Annotated in this window: 17 protein-coding genes; 6 read left to right on the top strand and 11 right to left on the bottom strand. The window is 64.8% G+C overall.

Annotated elements, in window-relative coordinates:
* The first annotated feature begins 16 nt into the window (after positions 1-16).
* From GA566_RS08585 to prmB, 3 genes are read left to right on the top strand one after another with little or no spacing between them, the layout of a single operon-like run.
* The gene (locus GA566_RS08585) at positions 17-364 is read left to right on the top strand and encodes an arsenate reductase (RefSeq protein WP_137924582.1); all 348 of its coding nucleotides are present in this window, start codon (positions 17-19) and stop codon (positions 362-364) included.
* A gap of 17 nt (positions 365-381) precedes the next feature.
* Positions 382-1,533 (top strand): succinyl-diaminopimelate desuccinylase, encoded by a 1,152-nt coding sequence (dapE, locus tag GA566_RS08590; RefSeq protein ID WP_160472507.1) that lies wholly within the window; start codon positions 382-384, stop codon positions 1,531-1,533.
* 27 nt (positions 1,534-1,560) lie between these two features.
* Complete coding sequence (gene prmB / locus GA566_RS08595) at positions 1,561-2,454, top strand: 50S ribosomal protein L3 N(5)-glutamine methyltransferase (protein WP_137924580.1); 894 nt, start codon at positions 1,561-1,563, stop codon at positions 2,452-2,454.
* A gap of 112 nt (positions 2,455-2,566) precedes the next feature.
* Here the strand turns inward: prmB and GA566_RS08600 are convergent, their stop codons facing one another.
* Positions 2,567-3,067: an RcnB family protein gene (locus GA566_RS08600; protein ID WP_237380109.1), complete on the bottom strand. Its 501-nt coding sequence runs from the start codon at positions 3,065-3,067 to the stop codon at positions 2,567-2,569.
* A gap of 432 nt (positions 3,068-3,499) precedes the next feature.
* Here GA566_RS08600 and GA566_RS08605 point away from each other — a divergent pair, with 432 nt between their 5' ends.
* From GA566_RS08605 to GA566_RS08615, 3 genes are all read left to right on the top strand, one after another.
* Positions 3,500-4,804 carry an MFS transporter gene (locus tag GA566_RS08605; RefSeq protein ID WP_160472508.1) on the top strand — a complete coding sequence of 435 codons (1,305 nt, stop codon included), beginning with the start codon at positions 3,500-3,502 and terminating at the stop codon, positions 4,802-4,804.
* A gap of 4 nt (positions 4,805-4,808) precedes the next feature.
* Positions 4,809-6,035: an amidohydrolase family protein gene (locus tag GA566_RS08610; RefSeq protein WP_160472509.1), complete on the top strand. Its 1,227-nt coding sequence runs from the start codon at positions 4,809-4,811 to the stop codon at positions 6,033-6,035.
* Positions 6,036-6,173: 138 nt separating this feature from the next.
* Positions 6,174-7,076 (top strand): LysR substrate-binding domain-containing protein, encoded by a 903-nt coding sequence (locus GA566_RS08615; RefSeq protein ID WP_160472510.1) that lies wholly within the window; start codon positions 6,174-6,176, stop codon positions 7,074-7,076.
* 14 nt (positions 7,077-7,090) lie between these two features.
* Here the strand turns inward: GA566_RS08615 and GA566_RS08620 are convergent, their stop codons facing one another.
* The 10 genes from GA566_RS08620 to GA566_RS08665 all read right to left on the bottom strand — a co-directional run bounded on the left by GA566_RS08620 (position 7,091) and on the right by GA566_RS08665 (position 18,509).
* Entirely contained in the window at positions 7,091-8,197 is a 1,107-nt protein-coding gene (locus GA566_RS08620; protein ID WP_160472511.1) for a M14 family metallopeptidase, read from the bottom strand.
* Positions 8,198-8,275: 78 nt separating this feature from the next.
* Positions 8,276-9,058 (bottom strand): hypothetical protein, encoded by a 783-nt coding sequence (locus GA566_RS08625; RefSeq protein ID WP_137924030.1) that lies wholly within the window; start codon positions 9,056-9,058, stop codon positions 8,276-8,278.
* A 70-nt stretch (positions 9,059-9,128) separates the two neighbouring features.
* On the bottom strand, positions 9,129-9,956 hold the full coding sequence (locus GA566_RS08630; RefSeq protein ID WP_160472512.1) for a M55 family metallopeptidase: 828 nt from the start codon (positions 9,954-9,956) through the stop codon (positions 9,129-9,131).
* Positions 9,953-10,987: a P1 family peptidase gene (locus GA566_RS08635; RefSeq protein WP_160472513.1), complete on the bottom strand. Its 1,035-nt coding sequence runs from the start codon at positions 10,985-10,987 to the stop codon at positions 9,953-9,955. Before GA566_RS08635 ends, GA566_RS08630 begins: the two co-directional genes overlap by 4 nt.
* Before the next feature lie 4 nt (positions 10,988-10,991).
* Positions 10,992-11,891, bottom strand: coding sequence for a glutathione ABC transporter permease GsiD (gsiD, locus tag GA566_RS08640; RefSeq protein ID WP_160472514.1), 900 nt, complete (start codon positions 11,889-11,891; stop codon positions 10,992-10,994).
* Between the two features lie 10 nt (positions 11,892-11,901).
* Positions 11,902-12,822, bottom strand: coding sequence for a glutathione ABC transporter permease GsiC (gene gsiC, locus GA566_RS08645; RefSeq protein WP_160472515.1), 921 nt, complete (start codon positions 12,820-12,822; stop codon positions 11,902-11,904).
* Positions 12,823-13,142: 320 nt separating this feature from the next.
* Positions 13,143-14,669, bottom strand: coding sequence for a glutathione ABC transporter substrate-binding protein GsiB (gene gsiB / locus GA566_RS08650; protein WP_370459304.1), 1,527 nt, complete (start codon positions 14,667-14,669; stop codon positions 13,143-13,145).
* Positions 14,670-14,727: 58 nt separating this feature from the next.
* A complete protein-coding gene (locus GA566_RS08655) occupies positions 14,728-16,620 on the bottom strand; it encodes a dipeptide ABC transporter ATP-binding protein (RefSeq protein WP_137924023.1) in 1,893 nt (630 codons plus the stop codon).
* Position 16,621: 1 nt separating this feature from the next.
* Entirely contained in the window at positions 16,622-17,593 is a 972-nt protein-coding gene (locus tag GA566_RS08660; RefSeq protein WP_137924022.1) for an isoaspartyl peptidase/L-asparaginase family protein, read from the bottom strand.
* Between the two features lie 13 nt (positions 17,594-17,606).
* A complete protein-coding gene (locus GA566_RS08665) occupies positions 17,607-18,509 on the bottom strand; it encodes a MurR/RpiR family transcriptional regulator (RefSeq protein WP_137924021.1) in 903 nt (300 codons plus the stop codon).
* Positions 18,510-18,726 lie beyond the last annotated feature (217 nt).

Genomic DNA, 18,726 nt, shown 5'->3' on the forward strand with positions numbered 1-18,726 from the left:
TCGGAGCCCCGACACCATGACCGTCCTGCTCTACGGCATTCCGAACTGCGACACCGTCAAGAAGGCCCGTACGTGGCTGGACGCGAACGGGGTCGATTTCACGTTCCACGATTTCAAGAAGCAAGGCATCGATGAAAAGATGCTGCGCGCCTGGCTCAAGCACGTGCCGCTGGCAACCTTGCTGAACAAGAAAGGCACGACGTATCGTGCGCTGTCCGATGCGGACAAGGCCAAGGCCGAGAGCGAAGCCGGCGCCATCGCACTGATGCAGGCCAGCCCCTCGCTGATCAAGCGCCCCGTACTGGATCGCGACGGCAAGGTCAGCGTGGGTTTCTCCGCTGACAACTACGCCTCGCTGTTCTGAAGTTTTCTGTAGACACCATGAATCCGACCCTTGCCCTGACCGAAGACCTGATGCGCCGCCGCTCGGTCACCCCCGCCGACGAAGGCTGCCAGTCCGTGCTGGAAGCGCGCCTCAAGGCGATTGGCTTCAGCTGCGAGAACCTCGTCAGCGGCCCCGACACGTTTCGCGTGACCAACCTCTGGGCGGTGAGGCGCGGCACGCAGGGCACGGCTGGCAAGCTGCTGGCCTTCGCCGGGCATACCGATGTGGTGCCCACGGGCCCGGTCGAGCAATGGTCCTCCGATCCGTTCGAGCCGACCCACCGTGACGGCAAGCTCTATGGCCGGGGCGCCGCAGACATGAAGACGTCGATTGCCGGCTTCGTGGTGGCCTGCGAGGAATTCGTCGCTAGGCATCCCGATCACGCAGGCTCCATCGCCTTCCTGATCACCAGCGACGAGGAAGGCCCGGCGCACGACGGCACCGTCAAGGTGGTGGAAGCGCTGAAGGCGCGCGGCGAGCGTCTCGACTATTGCGTGATCGGCGAGCCGACTTCGGTCGATACGCTCGGCGACATGGTGAAGAATGGCCGTCGCGGGTCGCTGTCGGGCAAGCTCACCATCCAGGGCGTGCAGGGCCATATCGCGTATCCGCACCTGGCACGCAACCCGATCCATCAGGCTGCGCCGGCACTGACCGCGCTGGTGGCCGAGACCTGGGACCAGGGCAACGAGTACTTCCCGCCGACCACGTGGCAGATGTCGAACATCCACGCCGGCACGGGCGCCACGAACGTGATTCCGGGCCATGTGACGATCGATTTCAATTTCCGTTTCTCGACGGCGAGCACGCCTGAGCAACTGAAATCCCGCGTGCACGCCATCCTCGATCAGCATGGGCTCGAATACACGCTGGACTGGACGCTGGGCGGCGAGCCGTTCCTGACGCCGCGTGGCGATCTGTCCGATGCGCTGTCGGCAGCGATCTCGGCCGAGATGGGCGTGACCACCGAACTGTCGACCACGGGCGGCACCTCGGACGGCCGCTTTATCGCGAAGATCTGCCCGCAGGTCATCGAGTTCGGGCCGCCGAATGCCAGCATCCACAAGATCGACGAACACGTGGAAGTGCGCTTTATCGAGCCGCTCAAGAACGTCTACCGTGGCGTGCTGGAACGCCTGATCGCCTGAGCCTCACCCATCATTACTGCTGACACCATGGCTACGACTTCCCCCCTGCAAACCGTGCGCGACCTGCTGCGCCTGGCCGTCTCACGCTTCACGGCCGCCCGGCTGTCCTTTGGACACGGCAGTGCCAACGCCTACGACGAAGCCGCCTACCTGGTGCTGCATACGCTGAACTTGCCGCTGGACACCCTCGACCCCTTCCTCGATGCACGCCTGCTGCCCGAGGAAGTGGATGCGGTGCTCAAGGTCATCGACCGCCGCGTGACCGAACGCGTTCCGGCCGCCTACATCACGCACGAAGCGTTCATGCATGGCCTGCGCTTCTACGTGGATTCCCGTGTGATCGTGCCGCGCAGCTTTGTCGGCGAACTGCTGCATGACGGGCTGGAGCCGTGGATCGGTGATATCGAAAAGATCGGCCCCGTGCTCGAACTCTGCACGGGTTCCGGCTGCCTGCCGATCATCGCTGCACACGTCTGGCCGAACGCGAAGATCGACGCGGTGGACATCTCTCCCGATGCGCTGGCAGTGGCCCGCCGCAATGTGTCCGACTACAAGATGGAAGGCCGCATCTCGCTGTACGAGGGCGATCTTTACGCGCCGCTGCCGTCGGGCGCCACCTATGACGTGATCCTGACCAACCCGCCTTACGTCAACGAACAGTCGATGCGCGAACTGCCTGCCGAATACCAGGCCGAACCGCGCATTGCGCTGGCCGGCGGCGACGACGGGATGGACATCGTGCGCCGCATCGTCGCGGGCGCCAAGAAGCGCCTTAACCCGGGCGGCGCGCTGGTAGTGGAAATTGGTAACGAACGCGCGTATGTCGAAGCGGCCTTCCCGGATCTGGAAATCGTCTGGCTGTCGGTCAGCGCGGGGGACGACCAGGTGTTCCTGGTGACTTACGAAGCGCTGCCTGATTGAAACTCCGCAGCAAACAACAAAAAAAACGCGCCGTGACATCCACGGCGCGTTTTGACTTGGCGCCTCGAAAACGCGCCCGTCTCCCGGCGTCATCCGCATGGCGCAGGCCCTATCAATTCGGCCCCACCGAATAGATCGTCCCATTCGACGATACCTGGTAGTAATCCGCTCCCACGCCTACCCAGTGATGACCCTTTCTCGGCGCGGGCAGGTTGTAGTCCTTGTACTTGTCGATCACGTACTGACGATCCCGAAACTCGGTTGGCAGCTTGTCGCCCTTCTGCCAGGTCTTGGGGGTGTACGGCGACTGCGCGCCCATTGGCATGTTGCCGGAGGGCGGCGGCATGCCTTGCCGCATGCCGGGGTCCTGCATGCCCTGGCCCGGACCGCCGCGCATGCCTGGCGTCATGCCCGGGCTTCTTCCGCCGCTCGCGGGCGGCATTGGCTGTGCATTCGGCGGCATCGCGCCGGCCTGGCCCGGTGCGGGCATCGGTCGCGGACCGGACGGCTGGGGTTGTCCCGGCATCGGCTGCGGTTGCTGGGCTTGCGCGATGGGCGCCGCCAGCATGCCTAGCGCGATCAGGACAGCGGGAATCAACGTCTTCTTTTGCATCGTGATCTCCTCACAGATGGAAGATGGAACACGTCAGACTGCCCGCGAACCGGACAGTCCCAACCAAGCTTAGTAGCAAATGCGAGGCCCGCATAAGGCGGAGCCCATGCCCCTCATCGCTTGCATCGAAATTTGTCCCATATATTCAACAGGTTGGGAAATAAATAGGGTTCGGATCACTTGGCTTCGTGATCACTCGGTACCGCTATCAGGTGTAGTTTTGCCGGTAGATTTGATACCCGCGCCGGTAGCATCTGCAAAACGGAAACGCGGCCTCGCCTGCGGCGCGCGCAGGCCAGCCATGCGCTGGCGTCATGGCTGCATGCGCAGAATTCGTTTTTCGTGTCACGGTGCCGCCCCTAAGATCGCCCGAAGCCTGCCAGCCGTCCGATCCTGGTGCTGGACAGAGGGCTATCAAAGGAAGAGAGAGACATGCAAGCCAGCGCCCCCGCCTACGCGGACACGCGGCCCCAGGTCGGGGTCACGCAACGCCGCCGCGCCATCATCGCCACGGTGATCGGCAACGGACTCGAGTGGTTCGACTTCACGGTGTACAGCTTCTTCGCCGTGATCATCGCCAAACTGTTTTTTCCCACTGGTAACGACCTGTCGTCGCTGTTGCTGGCCGTGGCCACGTTCGGCGTGGGCTTCTTCATGCGTCCGGTGGGCGGCATCATCCTCGGTGTCTACGCAGACCGCGTGGGCCGCAAGGCAGCGTTGTCGCTGACCATCCTGCTGATGGCGGCTGGCACCACGCTGATCGGCATCGCGCCGACGTATGACCAGATCGGTGTGTTCGCGCCGATGCTGATCGTGATTGCGCGTCTGATGCAGGGGTTCTCTGCCGGTGGCGAGATGGGCGGCGCTACCGCATTCCTGACCGAATACGCGCCGGAGAAGCAGCGCGCCTACTACTCGAGCTGGATCCAGGCGAGCATCGGCGTGGCCGTGTTGCTGGGCGCTGCGGTGGGCACGTTCGTCACGTCCACGCTGAGTGCCGAAGCGCTGAATAGCTGGGGCTGGCGCCTGCCGTTCCTGATCGGCATGATCATCGGACCGGTTGGCTTCTATATCCGCCACAACCTCGACGAAACGCCGACGTTCCAGGCCACGACCGACAAGACCGATTCGCCGCTGACCGAAGTGCTGCGCGACTATCCGCGCCAGACCGCCGCCAGCTTCTCGATGGTGATCCTGTGGACGGTCTGCACCTACGTGCTGTTGTTCTACATGCCGACCTACTCGGTGAAGGTGCTGAAGGTGCCGCAGTCCACCGGCTTCATCGCCGGCATGGCGGGCGGCCTGGCCATCCTGGTGTTCGCGCCCATCGTGGGCATGCTGGCTGACCGCTATGGCCGTCGCCGCTTCCTGTCGGGCGCTGCCGCGCTGATCTTCGTACTGGCATGGCCGATGTTCGTCTACATCAACCAGGCACCGAGCCTTGCCACGTTGCTGGTGTTCCAGCTGGTCTTCGGCGTGCTGATTGCCGCGTACACCGGCCCGATCCTGGCCGCGTTCTCGGAAATGTTCCCGGCCAAGGTGCTGTCCACGGGTCTGTCGGTGTCGTACAACCTCGCCGTGACGATCTTCGGCGGCTTCGCGTCGTTCTTCATCACGTGGCTGATTGCCAGCACGGGCAGCACGATGGCCCCGGCGTTCTACGTGATGATCGCCGCTGCCATCAGTTTCTTCGGCACGCGTCTGGTGCGCGAGCCCGCCTATCTCCAGAACAAGTAACACCATGACCCAGATCCTGCTCAAGGGCGGCAACGTCCTCGATCCCGTGCGCGGCGCCCTGCTGCCGCGCCATGATGTGCTGATTGACGGCGAGCGCATCGTCGAAGTGTCCGCCTCGGCCATCCACGCGCCCAATGCCCGCGTGATCGACGTCACCGGCAAGACCGTGATGCCGGGCCTGATCGACCTGCACGTCCACGTGCTGGCCTCGCTGGCTAACCTCGGCCTGAACGCTGTGCAACCGAACGTGCTGGTGGCGTTCCGCGCCATGCCGATCATGCGCAGCATGCTCGAACGCGGATTCACGACCGTACGCGATGCGGGCGGCGCCGACTGGGGCCTGTCCCAGGCGGTAGCCACGGGGCTGATTCCCGGCCCGCGCATCTTCCCGTCGGGCAAGGCCCTGTCGCAGACCGGTGGCCACGGCGATTTCCGTCCGCGCTCCGATACGCTGGAGCCCTGCTCCTGCGCCTTCCGTGCCGGCGCGATTGCGCGCGTGGTGGATGGCGTGGACGCCGTGCGTCTGGCTGTGCGCGAGGAAATCCAGAAGGGCGCCACGCAGATCAAGATCATGGCCTCGGGCGGCGTGGCATCGCCGACCGATCCCATCGGCAATACGCAGTACAGCGAGGACGAGATCCGTGCGATCGTGGCCGAAGCCGAGGCTGCACAGACCTATGTCATGGCCCACGCCTACACGCCGCGCGCGATTACCCGCGCCGTGCGTTGCGGTGCGCGCACCATCGAGCACGGCAACCTCGTGGATGCCGCAGCGGCACGCGTGATGCGCGAGCATGGCGCTTTCGTAGTGCCGACGCTGATCACCTACGACGCCCTGGCGCGTGATGGTGCGCGTCTGGGCCTGCCGCCCGACTCCGTGGCCAAGATCGAAACCGTGCGTCAGGCCGGCCGCGACTCGCTGGCCATCTACGCCGAAGCCGGTGTGAAGATGGGCTACGGCTCCGACCTGCTGGGCGAGATGCATCAATACCAGTCCGAGGAATTCCTGATCCGCGCAGAACTGCTCGGCAATGCGGAAGCCGTGCGCTCGGCAACGTCGATTGCCGCGGAAATCCTGCAGCGTGAAGGCGAACTCGGCGTGATCCAGGCCGGCGCGATTGCCGACGTACTGGTGGTGGATGGCGATCCGCTGAAAGACATCGGCGTGCTGGCAGGTCCGCAGGCAAAGATCGAAGTGGTGATGCAGGCGGGGAAGGCTTACGCTCGCTGAGCCAGTTTGCTCCCGGTGTTAACTCCCCTCTCCCACCGTGTGGGAGAGGGGAGCTTGAAACCATCGACATGCAAGAGCTCCCACAGGCACACCCCTTGCATCTATCATTGGCATCACCCCCGCCAATGATCCTGCCTCATGCGCATCACCCCTCTTCCCCCGCTTGCCTGCCTCGTTGCCTTCGAATCGGCGATGCGGCATGGCAGTTTCACCCGCGCTGCTTCCGAACTCCATCTGACGCAAAGTGCGATCAGCCGCCAGGTGGCGCAGCTCGAACGATTCCTCGGCAAGAAGCTGTTCATCCGCGAACCGCGTGCGTTGCGACTGACCGTCAGCGGGCAACAATACGCCGAGCAGGTGCAGCGGCTGCTGGTAGGCTGCGCGGAGGCCACCGAGGACGTGATGAAGCGCAAGGGCCAGGTCGAGCTGACCGTCGCGTGTTCCTCGGGCGTAGCGGTGCTGTGGCTGACACCGCGGCTGGCAACGTTCCGGGCGCGGCATCCGGACTTCCACGTGCGGCTGTTGGTCAACGATAGCCTGGCTTCGCTATCGGGCACCGATTTCGATATCGGCCTGTACTACCTGCGCGAAGGAGCACCAGGCGGCATGGCGTCGCGACGGCTGTATGACGAGGAGGTCTTCCCGGTCTGCGCGCCGCACTATCTCGAAGGCCGCCAATTACGCGCGGCCGACCTGCCGAAGGAGTCGCTGCTCGTGCTGGAAGATGCGCAGCGCATCTGGATGTCGTGGCCGACCTGGTTCGCGCACAACGGCCTGCGCGAGACGCGCTTCGAGCGCGAACTCGTGGCCAACACCTATCCGGTGCTGGTGCAAATGGCCATCGAAGGCCAGGGCATCGTGCTGGCGTGGCGCCATATGATCGACCGGTGCCTCGATACGGGCCTGCTGGTACGCGCCTGCGACGCCAGTGCGTCACTGGGCGGCGGCTATTACGCGGTGTGGCCGCGCGATCGCGCCGAGCCAGCCGCGGCGCGGGCCTTCCGCCAGTGGCTGATTGAGGAAAGCGGCGCCGATGCGTGAACCCGCTCGCAACCTTACGCGTGCAGCGCCTTGTGCACGGCGTCGGTAACCTGCGTCACCACACCTTCGCGCCAGTCATCGGCATCCCCGTAGAACGCCTGCCACATTGCCCGCCGGATCAGCGCCCGCTGGTTCTCGTCGGCTTCCGGATGCACATGAAGCCAGTGATCGCCCCGCAGCGCGTCAAGCACCTCGGCCAGCGGCAGCGTACCGAACTCCAGCGCCACGCCAGCGTAGTCCACCGCCGGCAGCGTCTGCGGCACCGCCAGCCACGCCAGCCCGGTCAGGTTCGCGGATGTTGACGATCCATCGTAGATCGACGTCACGCCGTTACCCCAGATCGCCTGCGTGCGCTGCAACTGCCCCGCATCGTCCGGGCCCATGTAGATCGGCTCGCCATAGCCCCACGGGCCGAGTCCCGTATGTACATCGATCCAGCGCAATGACCGACGCCCCGCGCCGAAGCGCGCCAGGATGCGCCGCAAGGTGTAGTTGCTCCACGTTGCCTTCTGCCCGCCGAAGAACATGCCTGCCGGGTCCTGGTATTGACCCGCACTGACTGCCGCCTGATACCACGCCATGCCCTTGCGCGACACGGTGGCCATCAGCGCCGTGTGGTCTTCGCATGATGGCGGCCATTGCGGGGGCAGCAGCAGCGGCGCCACCTCGGCATAGGCCGGATTGCCGGGCAATGGCTGCTCGAAATCCATGAAGTTGCGATTGAGGTCGACGTTGTCCTCGTTCACGCGGCGCAAGTGCGAGAAACCGTACGGATTCACCGCATGCACCAGCAACAGCGCGGTATTTGCCGCGCGGCACGCATCGTGCAGCCCCCTATCGGCCAGCAGCGCCACCTGCGCGCCGGCACCGCAGAACCCTTCCGCGCCATGTGTACCAGAGGTCACCATCAGCACGCGCGGCGCGTCGGCATCGCCCACCCAGGCCACGTCCATGGCCAGTACCTCGCCCTCATGGCCGATTTCGGTGGGATGGGGAAACTCGGTCAGCGCGGCGCCGCAGGCGTGGGCGGCATTCAGAAACTTCTTTCTCGCCTCGGCGTACGAGCGCGCGAAATATTGAGAAACAGGGGAAACAAGGGATGCGTCGGGACTGGCTGGCATGGCGGGACGGGGCCTGGGCCAAGTGGGGATGCCGCCAATGTACCGCCATTCGGCGTGCGATGTGGTGACCGCCGTGCGCTAGAACAGTTCCTTTGCTCCGCCCCTGCCCCGGTCATTCGTCTTGTTGCCGTTCTCGGCCTTCGCGCCATCGTCGGGCCATGCCGAGCGGAATGCATGCGGATGCATGACGATGCCGGCCGCCTCGATCTGCGCGGCGGACAACACCAGATGTCTGGCCAGCCAGTCATGCAGGCTGCGCAGAAAACGTATGCGATCCACACGGTTCGATGCGGCAATCAGCCATTCAAGCTTGACGTGCGCGGTATAGACGTCGAGCAGGTTCACACTCTTGAGCTTGGGCGGCGTGGCCGCGCTGCGCTCGATAGCCAGTACGCGCTGCACCTGCGCATGCTCCAGCGGACGCCCGGCAACGATCTGCTGATACAGGTCTTCGAGCGCCGCAAACCTCACGGTCGGCTGCACGCGCGGCACACCGGCTACCTTGTCCATCCGCAGCACCACATAGCGCGTGGCGGCGTTGCGCCGTTCCAGCGCCAACTCCGCCGCCGTGGGCTTGCGGCGCGGCAGCGTCGCGAACGCCGCATCCACGCGCTGGATGGCATCGCGCTCGGTAAAGTCGGGAATCTGGTCGAGCGTGGCCGGCACCGCCAGCGCGGCCCGCGCGCATTCGAGACCGAAGGGATACTCGTGGCCGTCCGGCCCGCGCAGAATCCACGCGTGCCCCTCGGGAAAGCCGTGATGCCGCCCGCCCTTCGCGCTGCGTGCGTGGCAACGCGTGGTGGTCGGATCGGCAAAATCCTTGCGAACGGGAATCCAGCTCCCGGGCAGGGGTGAGGTCATGTGGGGAGGAACGATGGGGATAGCGGACGCTATTGTCCCATCTTCCGCGCATGCCCCGAAAGCTCCCCCCTCACTTCAACATGAAAGACATCGCCGAGCAGCAGTTCAGCATGCGCACGGCAGCCTGCACGTTGGCGGCGGTGAAGGTCAGCGTGACGCCATCCACGCGTTCGAAGGTGGGCCATTGGCAGAACAGGTCGGCGTGGGCCGGGGTCTGGGTCTGCAGGCGGCAGGTAATCGGGCCTGCCAGTTCGAAGCAGCGCGCCTGGGGTTGAGCGATGGCGGCGCGTGTGGCGGTCTCGGCTGCGGCGGCGATCGCTTCGCGGGCGGCGGCGGGTGAGAGCGATGTGCCGCTGCCCTGCCCGCCGGCGGTCTTGGTCTGTACGTAGTGCACCCACGGCATCAGCGGGCGGGTTTCGGCGATGAACACGTCGTCGCCGCTGGCCATCAGTACGGGCACATCGAACTCGCCGGCCAAAGCGGCATAAATGCCGGCCTCTCCCAGTTCCAGTCCGTTGAACCAGACGCGTGCAAACGCGCCGCTGTTGATCGTGTGGGCCAGTACGCCCCGGCTTTGCGCGCGGCCGTGGTAGCCGATCATGAACACGCCATCGCAATCCTGCTCCACGCCAGCCACCATGCTCAGGTAACGCGGCTTGCCGAGCACGAGTTGGGCGCGCGGATCGATCTGGTCCGGCAGCAGGTTACGGAAGCCGCCATGCGAATCATTGACGAGGACTTCGGTGGCACCGCCGGCGAATGCGCCCTGCACGGCGGCATTGGCCTCGCCGGTCATCCATGCGCGGGCGCGTTCGTATTCGCCGTTGCCAGCGCGCGTCTGCTCCGGATGGAACACGCCAGCCACGCCCTCGATATCGGCGGAAATCAGGATCTTCATGCGTTCAGGTCTTGCAGGATGTCGCGCAGTGCGCGGCGGATATGGCCATCGCGGCCCTGTACGGCCTCGGCATGCCACAGTGCATGGACGATGGCCTGCTCCACGCTATCGGCGGCCGCGCGGAACAGCGGATCGAGTTTCGATTCATGCACCATCGACATGGCAGGCATCGGTGCCTCGGCAGCGTGCGGAACGGTATAGGCCGTGGTGAATGCCAGCGCGATATCGCCCGAGCCGTGTCCGTAGACGGAACCGGTACGCGCCAGCCCGGTGCCGGCGCGCATCGAGAGGCGGCGCAACTGCCTCGCGTCGAGCGGTGCATCGGTGGCCACGATCATGATGATCGAACCTTTCTCGGGTTCGGCCAGTTGCTTCAATGTCTTCTCGAGCACCGCGCCAAGCGGACGGCCCGCGAGGATCAGCGAATCCGGCGTACCAAAGTTCGACAGCACCAGTGCGCCGACGGAATAGCCGCTGGCCATGCGCGATGCAGTGCCGATGCCGCCCTTGGCCCCGAACGACGACATCCCGCGCCCCGCCCCGACTGCGCCCTGCTCCACGTCCTGCCCAGCCGCCGCAAGCGCCGCGTCATAGTGCGACGCCTGCACGGCCATGGCCTGGATATCGTTCAGGTAACCATCATTGCATTCGAAGACCAGCGGATTGACCGTGGGCCACGCGCGGCCGATCTCGGGATTGGCCGCGATGGCGGCGCGGATCTGCGCCTGCGCCAGCGCGCCTACCGAGAACGTGTTGGTCAGCGCCAGCGGTGTTTCCAGCACGCCCAGTTCGTCCACCTGCACGAGACCGATGCTCTTGCCGAAACCGTTGAGCACGGTAGCCGCTGCCGGCACCTTGTCGCGGTACACGTCGCCCGCGTGCGGACGGATCACGGTCACGCCGGTCTGGCATGCGCCATCGGCCAGCGTGCAGTGCCCGACCGTGATGCCGGCTACATCGGTGATCGCGTTGCGCGGCCCGGCGGGCAGCGTGCCGACTACCGGAGCCGGCGCATTGGGAACGTCCGCCATGGAATCAGCGACGATCGATCTTCGGGTCCAGCGCATCGCGCAGACCGTCGCCAAGCAGGTTGAACGCGAGCACGGTCAGGAAGATGGCCAAGCTCGGGAAGATCGCAACGTGCGGTGCGGTGACCATGTCGGCACGGGCTTCGTTGAGCATCGCGCCCCATTCGGGCGTAGGCGGTTGCGCGCCGAGACCGAGGAACGACAAGCCAGCGGCAGTGATGATCGACGTACCGATCCGCATCGAGAAGTACACGACGATCGACGAGACCGTACCGGGCAGGATATGTCGCGTCAGGATCGTGAAGTCCGAGGCGCCGATACTGCGCGCAGCTTCCACGTAGGTCAGGCGCTTGAGCACCAGCGTGTTGCCGCGCACGAGCCGCGCAAACGCCGGCACGCTGAACACCGCCACGGCAAAGATCACGTTGACCATGCCGTTGCCGAGAATGGCCACGATGGCAATCGCCAGCAGGATGCCGGGGAAGGCAAACAGCACGTCGCAGATACGCGTGACGATGCGGTCCCACCAGCCTTCGTAGTAGCCGGCCATCAGGCCCAGCACTGTGCCGATGATCGCGCCGATGATGACGGAGAAGAAGCCTGCTGCCAGCGAGATACGCGTGCCGGCCAGGATACGGCTGAAGATGTCGCGGCCCAGCGAATCGACACCCATCCAGTGCGCCATCGACGGACCTGCGTTCAGCGCGTCGTAGTCGAAGTAGTTCTCGGGATCGAACGGTGCGATGTACGGCGCCAGAATGGCGATGGCCACCAGCAGCAGCACGAACGCACCGGCGCCCAGCGCCAGATGCTGCTTGCGGAACTTGCGCCAGAACTCGGTCCAGGGGGTGCGAACGGCTTCCGGAACGGTAGCGGGCGCGGCGGCGGACGTGGAAAGCTCGGTCATGTCAGCCTCCTTACTTGTAGCGGATGGTGGGGTTGATCACGGTGTAGAGCATGTCCACCACCAGGTTGATCAGGATGAATTCGAGCGAGAACAGCAGGACCTCGGCCTGGATGACCGGATAGTCGCGCATCTCCACGGCGTCCACGAGCAGGCGTCCCAGGCCCGGCCAGTTGAACACCTTCTCCACGAGGATCGAGCCGCCCAGCAGGAAGCCGAACTGCAGGCCCATCATCGTCACCACGGGAATCATGGCGTTGCGCAGCGTGTGCTTGGCCACCACCACGGTTTCACGCACGCCCTTGGCACGGGCGGTGCGCACGAAATCTTCCTGCAGCACTTCGATGAACGATGCCCGCGTGAAACGCGCCATCACGGCGGCCACGGCGGCGCCCAGCGTCAGCGACGGCAGAATGTAGTGCTTCCAGGTATCGGCGCCAATCGACGGCAGCCAGCCCAGTTGCACCGAGAACACTTCCATCAGCAGCATGCCGAGCGCGAAGGCAGGGAACGAGATACCGGAGACGGCCAGCGTCATGCCCAACCGGTCCGGCCATTTGTTACGCCACACCGCCGACGTGATGCCGATGATCATGCCGAAGATGACAGCCCACACCATCGAGGCCAGCGTCAGGTAAAGCGTGGGCAGGAAGCGTTCGCCGATCTCCTCGGAGACGGGGCGCTTGCTGCGCAGCGACGTGCCGAACTCCCCCCGCAACGCATTCGTGAAGAAACGCACGAACTGCTCGTGCATGGGCTTGTCGAGTCCAAGATCCTTGCGGACGAGTTCCACAGTGGCCTGGTCGGCCTCGGGGCCGGCAGCCAGCCGTGCGGGATCGCCAGGCAAGAGGTGGACGAACAGGAATACCAACACCGCCACGATCAGCATGGTGGGTATCACGCCCAGGAAACGTTTGAGGAAATAATTCAGCATCTGACACCAGAAAACAGAAATTTGAGGCCGGCGGCCGCCCGCCCTTTCACCCCGCAATACACAGGCAGGCGGCCTCGCGGCTTACCGCTTTACAGCAACAGCTTGTTATGGGTACTGCTACCACTTCTCTTATTACTGCAACGGCAAACTGCTACCGCTTTACTACTCCCCTCTCCCGCGAGCGGGAGAGGGGTTGGGGGTGAGGGCAAGCCTTTCGCTACCGATCACGCATATCGCGCAACCACCGCCTGCCCTCACCCCCGCCCCTCTCCCAGAGGGAGAGGGGAGAAAATCAACAGCGGGAGAAAACCACCCACTCCTTACTGCTTGATATCGATCTCGTCGAAGTTGAACGAGCCGTCAGGCATCACGAAGGCACCGGTCAGGCGCTTCGAGCGTGCGTAGACGATTTTCTCGGTCACCAGGAAGGCCCACGGTGCGTCCTTCCAGATGCGTTCCTGCGCGTCCTTGTACAGCTTCGACTTTTCGGCGCGATCGGTCGTGCGCAGGGCGCCGGCGATGTCGGCGTCGACCTGGTCGTTCTTGTAGTACGCGGTGTTCAGCAGCTTGGGCGGCATCGATTCCGAGGCCAGCAGCGGACGCAGCGCCCAGTCCGATTCACCGGTCGACGACGACCAGCCCACGTAGTACATGCGCACGCCAGCGTCTTCCGGCTTCTGCACCGATTCCACGCGCTCCACGCGCTGGCCGGCTTCCAGTGCCTGCACCTGGGCCTTGATGCCAACCTGCTGCAGCTGCTGCTGCACGAACTGGATCACCTTCTGCGCGGTGGTGTGGTTATAGGCGGACCACAGCGTGGTCTCGAAGCCGTTCGGGTAGCCAGCTTCCTTCAGCAGCTCGCGGGCCTTGGCCGGGTTGTACGGCCACGGGCCCAGCTTCTCGGCGTAGTCCACGCCCTTGGGCACCACGCCCTCGGCCGGGATCGCATGGCCGGCGAACGCCACTTTGACCAGCGCGTCCTTGTTGATCGCGTAGTTGATGGCCTGGCGCACCTTCGGGTCGTTGAACGGCTTGACCTGGGTGTTGAACGACAGGTAGCGCTGGATGATCGACGGCGAGTCGATCAGGTCCACCTTCGGGCTGGCCTTGAGCACGGCAGCCTGTTCGAACGGGATGCTGAACGCGAAGTCAGCCTCGCCGGTCTGCATCACGGCCGAACGCGTGTTGTTGTCCACCACGGGCTTCCAGGTGATCGTGTCGATCTTCGGATAGCCGGTCTTCCAGTAGCCTGCGAATTTCTTGCCCTTCAGGTAATCGGTCTGCTTCCATTCAACGAACTCGAACGGGCCGGTACCCACCGGGTTGAAGGCGATGTCCTTGCCGTACTTCTTCAGCGCGGTCGGGCTGATCATCACGGCCGACGGGTGGGCCAGCACGTTGATGAACGGCGAGAACGGCTCCTTGAGCGTCACGCGGGCGGTGTACTGATCCACCACTTCGGTCTTGGCCACGCGGTTGAACAGCGTGTAGCGCTTGAGCTTGTTGGCCGGATCGGTCACGCGATCGAAGTTGGCCTTGACCGCGGTGGCATCGAACGTGGTGCCGTCATGGAACTTCACGTTCTTCTTGAGCTTGAACGTGTAAACCAGGCCGTCCTTGCTCACGTCATAGCTTTCGGCCAGCACGTTGATGAGCTTCAGGTCCTTGTCGAAACCGAACAGGCCCTGGTAGAACGATTTGGTAGCGGCCTGCGACAGCGTGTCGTTGGCATCGTACGGGTCCAGCGTGGTGAACGTGGAATACACGGCCATCACCGCATCCTTGGCGGCAAAGGCCGGCGCGGCGGCCATCATGCCCATGGCGCCCACTGCGGCAGCACCGGCCATCAGCCGGAAAGAAACCTTCGACATCTCTTCTCCTCTAGGGAAATTCAGGGACTGCAAATCAATAGGCGCCGCCAACGGCGTGCCGGGCTACAAAGTGCCCTTGCGCCCCGCTGCCAGCAACGGCTACCAGTGGTTGCACCACCGGCTCGTCGCCAACCGCGCGGATCGGGCTGGGAATTTCATCGGACAGCGGCTCGCGCTTCAGGTGGCGGCGCGCCGGATCGGCGATAGGCACCGCCGACATCAGCTTCTTCGTGTACGGGTGCTGCGGGTTCTCGAAGATCGCGCGGCGCGGGCCGATCTCGACGATCTGGCCCAGGTACATGACCGCCACGCGATGGCTGACGCGTTCCACCACCGCCATGTCGTGCGAGATGAACAGGAAGGCCACGCCCAGCTCACGCTGCAGGTCGAGCATCAGGTTGACGATCTGTGCCTGGATCGATACGTCCAGTGCGGAGACCGATTCATCGGCCACCACCACCTTCGGATTCAGCGCGAGCGCGCGCGCGATACAGATACGCTGACGCTGGCCACCCGAGAACTCGTGCGGATAACGCGAGGCATGTGCCGCCGTCAAACCCACCTTCTCCAGCAGCCACGCCACGCGGGCCTCGGCTTCCTTGCCGCTGGCTACCTTGTGCACCAGCAGCGGCTCCATGATCGAGTAACCCACCGGCACGCGCGGATCGAGCGATGCGTACGGGTCCTGGAAGATGAACTGGATATTGCGGCGCAGTGCCTGCAGCGCCGGGCCCTGCATCTGGCTGATGTTCTGGCCGGCGAACTCGATGGTGCCGCTCTGCGCATCCACCAGGCGCAGCAGCGAACGGCCCGTGGTGGACTTGCCGCAGCCCGACTCGCCCACCAGCGCGAGCGTCTCGCCCGGATAGAGATCGAAGCTGACCTGCTCCACGGCGTGCACGCGGCGCGTGACCTTGCCGAACAGGCCGCCCGGCACGTCGAAGCGCGTGACCAGATCCTTCACGCGAAGGATCGGCTGGGCACCGGCGGGAATCGTGTCCTGCGGCAGTTCCTTGACCGGCGCAGCCGCGTCATTGACCTGCACCAGCGGGAAACGCGCGGGCAGGTCGGTGCCCGACATCGCGCCGAGCTTCGGCACGGCCGACAGCAGCGCGCGCGTATATGGATGGGCCGGAGCGTGGAACACATCGTCGGACGTGCCCTCTTCCACTTTCTCGCCACGGAACATCACCAGCACGCGGTCCGCCACTTCGGCCACCACGCCCATGTCGTGGGTGATGAAGACCACGCCCATGTCCATCTCGGACTGCAGGTTGCGGATCAGTTGCAGGATTTCGGCCTGGATCGTCACGTCCAGCGCGGTGGTCGGCTCATCGGCAATCAGCAGCGCCGGCTTGCACGACAGCGCCATGGCGATCATCACGCGCTGACGCATGCCGCCCGAAAGTTGATGCGGGAAGCGGTCCAGCACGCGGCGCGCCTCGGGAATACGCACCAGTTCGAGCATGCGCAATGCCTCGGCCCGCGCGGCGGACTTGGACTTGCCCTGGTGCAGCCGGATCGATTCGGCGATCTGCTCGCCCACCGGGAACACCGGGTTCAGCGACGTCATCGGCTCCTGGAAAATCATCGCCATGTCCGAACCACGCGCACCGCGCAGCGTCGCTTCGGACGAGTTGACCAGATCCAGCACCTCGCCGCTACGGCGACGCAGCAGCATGCTGCCGCCCGCGATCTTGCCGCCGCCGTGCTCCACCAGACGCATCAGCGCCAGCGACGTGACCGACTTGCCCGATCCCGATTCACCGACCACGGCCAGCGTCTCGCCACGGTCGACGTGGAAGGACAAGTTGCGCACCGCCTCCACCGTCCGCTCCGACGTGGAAAATCGCACGGTCAGGTTGTCCACCGCCACCGCACGATTGGGCGGCAGCACAATGCCCTGCTTTGAAACTGTATTCGCCATATCAGCCGTAAATCCAGACGTTGACCGGTTCACCCACGCGGGCCACGCCGCGGTACATGCCTTCGGTGTTGAAAGGCAGCGTAACGTTGCCCGCGCGATCCACCGCGATCAGGCCGCCACGGCCCTGAATGGCGGGTAGCTTTTCCATGACCACGCGCCGCGCCGATTCCTCCAGCGACAGCCCCGCGTAGCGCATCTGCGCCGACACATCGAACGCCGCCGAAGTACGAATGAACATCTCGCCGGTGCCCGTGCAGGAGACCGCCGCGAAATCGTCGGCATAGCAGCCAGCGCCCAGCAGCGGCGTGTCGCCCACTCGGCCCACCTGCTTGTTGGTCACGCCGCCCGTCGAGGTAGCCGCCGCCACGTTGCCGTTGGCATCGCACGCCACTGCACCGACCGTACCGAATTTCTTGTCCGCGTCGAGCGGATCAGCTGCCTGGGCCGCCTTCGCAGCCAGCGTTGCCGCGTCATGATCGAGCAGCGCCATGCCGGCGGTTTCGCGGGCGCGCAGCCACTGGTCATGCCGTGCCTGCGTAAAGAAGTATTCCGGCGAGACGAGTTCCAGGCCTTGCGCTTCGGCAAACGCCTCGGCACCTTCGGCCGCGAACAACACGTGTTCGCTGTGCTCCAGCACCGCGCGCGCCGCCAGCACCGGGTTGCGCAGGCGCTTGACGCAGGCCACGGCACCCGCGTTCAGCGTGGCGCCATCCATGACCGAGGCATCGAGTTCGTAGGTGCCGGCGTGCGTCAGCACAGCGCCACGGCCGGCATTGAACAGCGGGCACTCTTCGAGCAGCCGCACGGCTTCGGTCACGGCGTCGAGCGCACTGCCGCCATCGGCCAGCACGCGCTGGCCGGCCAGCAATACCTGCTCCAGCGCCGCGGTGTACTCGCGTTCGCGCTGGGGGTCCATGGCCGCACGGGTAATCGTGCCGGCGCCGCCGTGGATGGCAATAACAGCTTGAGACATAGGTCCTTCTACTTCAGTCTTGGGTTTTCGATGCAGTGCGGCCATCGCGCGCACCGGGCGCGCCGTACAGCCACGGCAGCAGGAATTCGGTCATCTCGGCCGCCGCCTTCACGGAGCGCGCGGAACGGTAGGCCACGGCGCCACACAGCGCCTCGATCAGCGCCAGCACGGTGGCGTCGGAGTTGGCGGAAAGGCGATTGCCGGCATTGGCGTAGAGCGCGATATCGGCCAGCGGCGCCAGCGGCGATGTCGGTCCATCGGTCAGCGCCAGCAGCCGGCCGCCATGTGCCTTGACGCGCTGCGCCAGCAGCATCGTGTCGGTCACGTAGCGCGGAAACGCCACCACGATGACCAGGTCTTCGGGCGTCAGCTTGAACAACTGCCGTGCCGCGTGCGAGGCGCCGCCGACGGTAGAGACCGACGTGACCATGCGGCAGTGCATTTCCAGCCCGTGCTGCATCAGCCCGGACAGGAAGCCACTGGCGCCGAAGCCCATCACGTAGACACGCTGGGCGCCAAGGATCGCATCGCAGGCACGCTCGACGGCATCGGCGTCGAGGTTGCGGCGTGTCTGTTCGAGGTTGCGCGCGCCGTCTTCCAGCGCAGCGGCGAAAACCTCGCCCACCGTGGTCGGACGCGCCAGTTCGTCGCGCAGCCGCTCCACCGGGGCCAGCGTGGCTTCGAAACCGCGCACCAACTCGGCGCGGAACTGCGGATAGCCGTCGAAGCCCAATGCCTTGGCGAAACGGTTGGCGGTGGCCACCGAGACATCCACGGCCGTGGCGAACTCGTCGATACGCATCGTCGCGGCGCGGAACAGGTTGTCCAGCACGTAGTTCGCCATGCGCTGATGTGCAGGCGTCAGTGTGGGCATGGCGCGGGCAATGCGTTCGGAAATCGTCTGGCCGTCGGACATGTCTTGAGCGAGGGTTTTCTGTATGAACCGGGAGCCACAATGAAAAGGCACTTTCCCGGTGCGTCGATCTATGTAAATAAATTTACACGCAAATGCTGTGCCCGGCAGAACGAAAGTGCAGGATTAGGGGAAATCCCTCAATACATGGCAGCAAACATGAAAGCTCCCGGTAAGCCTCGGAGAGCCGCAACCCATGGCGCGCTACAATGCCGGCCTG

Origin of the sequence: Cupriavidus sp. SW-Y-13 (genome assembly GCF_009793345.1) — a bacterium.
Lineage (GTDB): Bacteria > Pseudomonadota > Gammaproteobacteria > Burkholderiales > Burkholderiaceae > Cupriavidus.